The organism is Zavarzinia sp. (assembly GCF_049306435.1).
GTDB lineage: Bacteria > Pseudomonadota > Alphaproteobacteria > Zavarziniales > Zavarziniaceae > Zavarzinia.
The window spans coordinates 1-5200 of record NZ_JBAQRT010000192.1; the positions used below are offsets into that span (position 1 = coordinate 1).

Below are 5200 nucleotides of genomic sequence, written 5' to 3' on the forward strand. Positions count from 1 at the left end.
GGCCGAGCACGGCCATGGCGTCGTCGAGGATGCGGCCCGCCGCCGGATCGCGGCGCGCGGCCATCGCCCGCGCGACATCGACAAGGGCGCGGAAGCGTTGTTCGGTGTCGTCGACCGCCCGGGCAAGACCGATACCGACCGAGACCGAGCCCTGACGCACCAGGGCGGCGGCGACCGATGCCGTCGTATCGCGCTGGCCGTCGACATCGGACAGGCGAGCGACCAGAGCCATCGCCCGTTCCGCCTCGCCGGCGGCGGCGGCGATGAGGGCCGACTGCGACAGGGCGTCGTCCCGCACCGAGACATCGGCGATATCGGCCAGGATACGGTCGACCGCCGCCCAGTCGCCGGCCTTGGCCCGTTCCTCGGCGATGGAGGAGACGACCATGCCGCGCTCGTTGCCGTCGGGAATCTGGTTCGCGCTGGACAGCGCGGCATTGATCAGGTCGTCGGAGGAGACCGCGGCCTGCGCCGGACCGGCCCCGAGGGCCAGCCAAAGACCGGCGAAGCCTACGGTGCTGGCGAGGAGACGGCGAACCCCCGAGGGATGGAGTATGCAAAACATGAGGATACGGTACCGCGGGACCGGAGTCGAATTCGGGTCGCCATCATGCCTATTGCCCCGCCGCTTGACCAGAGGGGCCTATGGGGGAATTCCAAACGCAGGAAATAGGCTCGAAATCTGCGGCGGAACGGGTCTAGTCTTGTGCCTGGCGGGGGGCGCGCCACGGCGCGTTGCGGGCCCGCACCAAAAACGGAGGCATTCATGAACCTGCGATCGGGCACAATGCGAACGAAGGTCCGGCGCCTGGCAATGGCCACGGCCGCGGCGACCACGCTTCTCGCCGGCCTCGCCGGCCCGGCCCTGGCGGCCAAGACTCTCGTCTATTGCTCCGAAGGCAGCCCCGAGAATTTCAACCCGCAGCTGAACACCACGGGCACTTCCTTCGATGCCGCCCGTCCCGTCTACGATCGCCTGGTCGATTTCATACCCGGCACGACGCAGACCCGGCCCGGCCTCGCCGAATCCTGGACCGTTTCGGAAGACGGCCTGACCTATGAATTCAAGCTGCGCCGCGGCGTGAAATTCCATTCCAGCAAGACCTTCACGCCGACCCGCGACTTCAACGCCGACGACGTGCTGTTCTCGTTCAACCGCATGTGGAAGAACGACAACCCCTACCATGGCGTCTCGGGCGGGGCTTACGACTATTTCGGCGACATGGGCATGAACGAGATGCTGAAGTCGATCGACAAGGTCGACGACTACACCGTCCGCTTCGTGCTGACCGCGCCCAACGCGCCCTTCATCGCCAATCTGGCGATGGATTTCGCCACCATCCTGTCGGCCGAATATGCCGATGCCCTGCTGAAGGCCGGCACGCCCGAGAAGCTGGACCAGGAGCCGATCGGCACCGGCGCCTTCACCTTCGTGCAGTACCAGAAGGACGCGATCATCCGCTTCAAGGCCTTCGACGCCTATTGGGCGGGCAAGCCGAAGCTGGACAATCTCGTCTTCGCCATCACGACCGACGCCTCGACCCGCTGGGCCAAGCTGAAGGCCGGCGAATGCCAGATCGCGCCCTATCCGAACCCGCAGGATCTCGAGGTCATGAAGGCGACGCCCGGCGTCGTCCTGATGCAGCAGCCGGGCCTCAACGTCGGCTATCTCGCCTTCAACACCCAGAAGCCGCCCTTCGACAACAAGCTGGTGCGCCAGGCCCTGTCGATGGCGATCGACAAGGCGGCGATCATCAAGGCGGTTTACGGCGCCGCGGGCCAGCCGGCGGTGAACCCGATCCCGCCCACCATCTGGTCCTACAACAAGGACATTACCGATTACCCCTATGACCCGGAAAAGGCCAAGGCGCTGCTGGCCCAGGCTCAGGTCCAGCTGCCGCTCGAGACCGACATCTGGGCGATGCCGGTGCAGCGCCCCTATAATCCGGACGCCAAGAAGGTCGCCGAACTGATGCAGGCGGATCTCGCCGCCGTCGGCTTCAAGGCCAAGATCGTCACCTATGAATGGGGCGAGTATCGCAAGCGCTGCCAGAACGGCGAGCACCAGATGTGCCAGCTGGGCTGGACCGGCGACAACGGCGATCCGGACAATTTCCTCTACACGCTGCTCGGCTGCGACGCGGCGCGTCCCGGCGGCGGCAATCTCGCCAAATGGTGCAACAAGGATTTCGACGATCTGGTGCGCAAGGCCCAGCAGGTCCCGGATATCGCCGAGCGCACCAAGCTCTACGAACAGGCCCAGGTCATCTTCCACGAGGAAGCGCCGTGGTTCGTCATCGCCCATTCGCTGGTTTCGGAACCGGTGAGCGACAAGGTGGTGAACTACAAGCTCAGCCCCCTCGGCAGCCATGAGTTCAAGGAAGTCGACCTGAAGTAACACCAAGGGCGCCGCCGGCCGAACCGGCGGCGCCCTTCGGCTTTTCGCGGAAGGGCCTGGATGCTCCGCTACATCGCCTCGCGCCTGCTGGTTCTCGTCCCGACCGTGCTCGGGATCGTGCTCCTCGCCTTCTTTCTGGTGCGCCAGCTTCACGGCGATGCCGTCGAAGCCCGCTCGGGCGAGCGCGGCATCACCACCGAGCAACTGGCGGAACGGCGCCACGCCCTCGGTCTCGATCGCCCGCTCTATGAACAGTTCGGCGTCTATCTCGGCCAGCTGATGCAGGGTGACCTGGGGAAATCCTATGTCACCCAGCGGCCGGTGATCGACGAATTCGTGGAACTCTTCCCGGCGACCATCGAATTATCCGTCGTCGCCATGATCTTCGCTGTCGTCATCGGCCTGCCGGCCGGCATATTGGCGGCGCTGACCCGGGGCAGCATCCTCGATCACGGGGTGATGGGGGCCGCCCTCGCCGGCTATTCCATGCCTATCTTCTGGTGGGCGATCCTGCTCATCGTGCTGTTTTCCAATATTCTCGGCCTCACCCCGGTCTCGGGCCGGCTCGACGTCCTCTATTACATCGAGCCGGTGACGGGCTTCATGCTGATCGACACGCTTTTGTCGGACGAGCCCGAATCCTTCTGGTCGGCGCTGCGCCATCTGATCCTGCCCTCCGTCGTGCTCGGCACCATTCCCCTCGCCGTCATCGCCCGCATGACCCGTTCCGCCATGCTCGAGGTGCTGGGCGAGGATTATATCCGCACGGCGCGGGCCAAGGGCCTGTCGCCCTTCCGCGTCGTCTGGGTCCATGCCCTGCGCAACGCCCTCATTCCCGTCATCACGGTGATCGGGCTTCAGGTCGGCACCCTGCTGGCGGGGGCCGTGCTGACCGAGACGATCTTTTCCTGGCCCGGGGTCGGCAAATGGCTGATCGACGCCATCGGCCGGCGCGATTTCCCCGCGGTGCAGGGCGGCATATTGCTGATCGCCATCACCATCATCGCCGTCAATCTGGCCGTCGACCTGCTCTACGGCCTGATCAACCCGCGGATCCGGCACCAGAAATGACCACGACGACCGACAGCGCCGGGGGCGCCGGCCATCCCCCTTCCCCCCTCGCCGCCTTCTGGCGCGATTTCCGCCGCAACAAGGGTGCGCTGGGCGGCCTTGTCTTCATCCTGATCATAACGTTCGCCGCGCTCTTCGCGCCCCTGGTCGCGCCCCATCTGCCGGACGTGCAATACCGCGACAGTTTCCTGGTGCCGCCGGCCTGGACCGCGGGCGGGCAATGGACCTATGTCCTCGGCACCGACGATGTCGGCCGCGACATTCTCTCGCGCATCATCTGGGGCGCGCGGCTGTCGCTGTCGATCGGGGCCATCGTCGTCACCCTGTCGCTGGCCATCGGCGTGATGCTGGGGCTGCTCGCCGGCTTTCTCGGCGGCTTCTTCGATCAGGGCATCATGCGCCTGATGGATGTGCTGATGGCGCTGCCCAGCCTTCTGCTCGCCGTCGCCATCGTCGCCGTGCTCGGCCCGTCGCTGGCCAATGCCATGATCGCCATCGCCATCGTCGTCCTGCCCCATTACGTGCGCCTGACCCGGGCGACGGTCCTGAGCGAACTCGCCAAGGATTACGTGACGGCCAGCCGCATCGCCGGCGCCGGCCTGTGGCGCATGATGGTCATCGTCGTGCTGCCCAATTGCCTGGCGCCGCTGATCGTGCAGGCCAGCCTCGGCTTTTCCTCGGCCATTCTCGATGCCGCCGCCCTCGGCTTCCTCGGTCTCGGCGCCCAGCCGCCGACGCCGGAATGGGGCACCATGCTGGCGGATGCCAAGAAATTCGTGCAGTCCGGGCAATGGTGGGTCGTCACCTTCCCGGGGCTCGCCATCCTGCTGACCGTGCTCGCCTTCAACCTGCTGGGCGACGGCCTTCGCGATGCCCTCGATCCCAAGCTGAAGGAGCGTTGAACATGGCGCTTCTCGAAATCCGCGACCTTTCCGTCCGCTTCGGCCGGTTCCGCGCCGTCTCCGGCGTCGACATGACGGTGGAGGCCGGGGAGATCGTCGGCGTGGTCGGCGAATCCGGCTCCGGCAAGTCGGTCACCTCCCTCGCGGTCATGGGCCTCATCGGCGAGCCGGGCAAGGTTACCGCCGGCGCCATGCGCTTCGACGACCGCGACCTTCTCGCCATGGGTCCGCGCGAGCGCCGCCGCCTGCTCGGCCGCGACATCGCCATGATCTTCCAGGAGCCGATGACCAGCCTGAACCCGTCCTATACCGTCGGCTTCCAGATCGAGGAGGTGCTGGCGGTGCACGGCGCCGGCAACCGCCACCAGCGCCGCGAGCGGGCGGTCGAACTGCTCGAACTCGTCGGCATTCCCGATGCCGGGCGGCGCCTGTCCGCCTATCCGCATCAATTGTCCGGCGGCATGAACCAGCGGGTGATGATCGCCATGAGCGTCGCCCTCGACCCCCGGCTGCTCATCGCCGACGAGCCGACGACGGCGCTCGATGTCACCATCCAGGCGCAGATCCTGCGTCTTCTGGTCGAATTGCAGCGCCAGAAGGGCATGGGCCTCGTCTTCATCACCCACGACCTTGGCGTTCTCGCCGAGATCGCCGACCGGGTGATCGTCATGTACGCGGGCGAAGTGGTGGAGACGGCGGCGACCGCCGACCTGTTCACGGCGCCGCGCCATCCCTATACCGCCGCCCTGCTCGACGCCCTGCCGGACCGGGCCATCGCGCTGGGCAAGGCGAGCGGCCGGCGCGGCCGTCTGCCGGCCATCCCCGGCAT

Annotated in this window: 5 protein-coding genes; 4 read left to right on the forward strand and 1 reads right to left on the reverse strand. The window is 66.5% G+C overall.

Annotation, left to right across the window (positions count from 1 at the left end):
• Nucleotides 1-565: hypothetical protein (locus tag WAZ62_RS10595; RefSeq protein ID WP_422643494.1), on the reverse strand; the 565-nt coding region annotated here is incomplete at its 3' end.
• Between the two features lie 249 nt (nucleotides 566-814).
• On the opposite strand from WAZ62_RS10595, the gene WAZ62_RS10600 reads away from it, so the two are divergent.
• The 4 genes from WAZ62_RS10600 to WAZ62_RS10615 all read left to right on the forward strand — a co-directional run.
• Entirely contained in the window at nucleotides 815-2398 is a 1584-nt protein-coding gene (locus WAZ62_RS10600; RefSeq protein ID WP_422643495.1) for an ABC transporter substrate-binding protein, read from the forward strand.
• Between the two features lie 60 nt (nucleotides 2399-2458).
• Entirely contained in the window at nucleotides 2459-3469 is a 1011-nt protein-coding gene (locus WAZ62_RS10605) for an ABC transporter permease subunit (protein WP_422643496.1), read from the forward strand.
• Entirely contained in the window at nucleotides 3466-4371 is a 906-nt protein-coding gene (locus tag WAZ62_RS10610; protein WP_422643497.1) for an ABC transporter permease subunit, read from the forward strand. The genes WAZ62_RS10605 and WAZ62_RS10610 overlap by 4 nt, the downstream gene beginning before the upstream one ends.
• A gap of 2 nt (nucleotides 4372-4373) precedes the next feature.
• Nucleotides 4374-5200, forward strand: an 827-nt coding sequence (locus WAZ62_RS10615; protein ID WP_422643498.1) for an ABC transporter ATP-binding protein, incomplete at its 3' end; no start/stop codon positions are given.

What these genes read in the sequence shown, in the direction of transcription:
- WAZ62_RS10600 (WP_422643495.1), top strand. Translation starts at nt 815, where the DNA reads ATGGCCACGGCCGCGGCGACCACGCTTCTCGCCGGCCTCGCCGGCCCG.
- WAZ62_RS10605 (WP_422643496.1), top strand. Translation starts at nt 2,459, where the DNA reads ATGCTCCGCTACATCGCCTCGCGCCTGCTGGTTCTCGTCCCGACCGTG.
- WAZ62_RS10610 (WP_422643497.1), top strand. Translation starts at nt 3,466, where the DNA reads ATGACCACGACGACCGACAGCGCCGGGGGCGCCGGCCATCCCCCTTCC.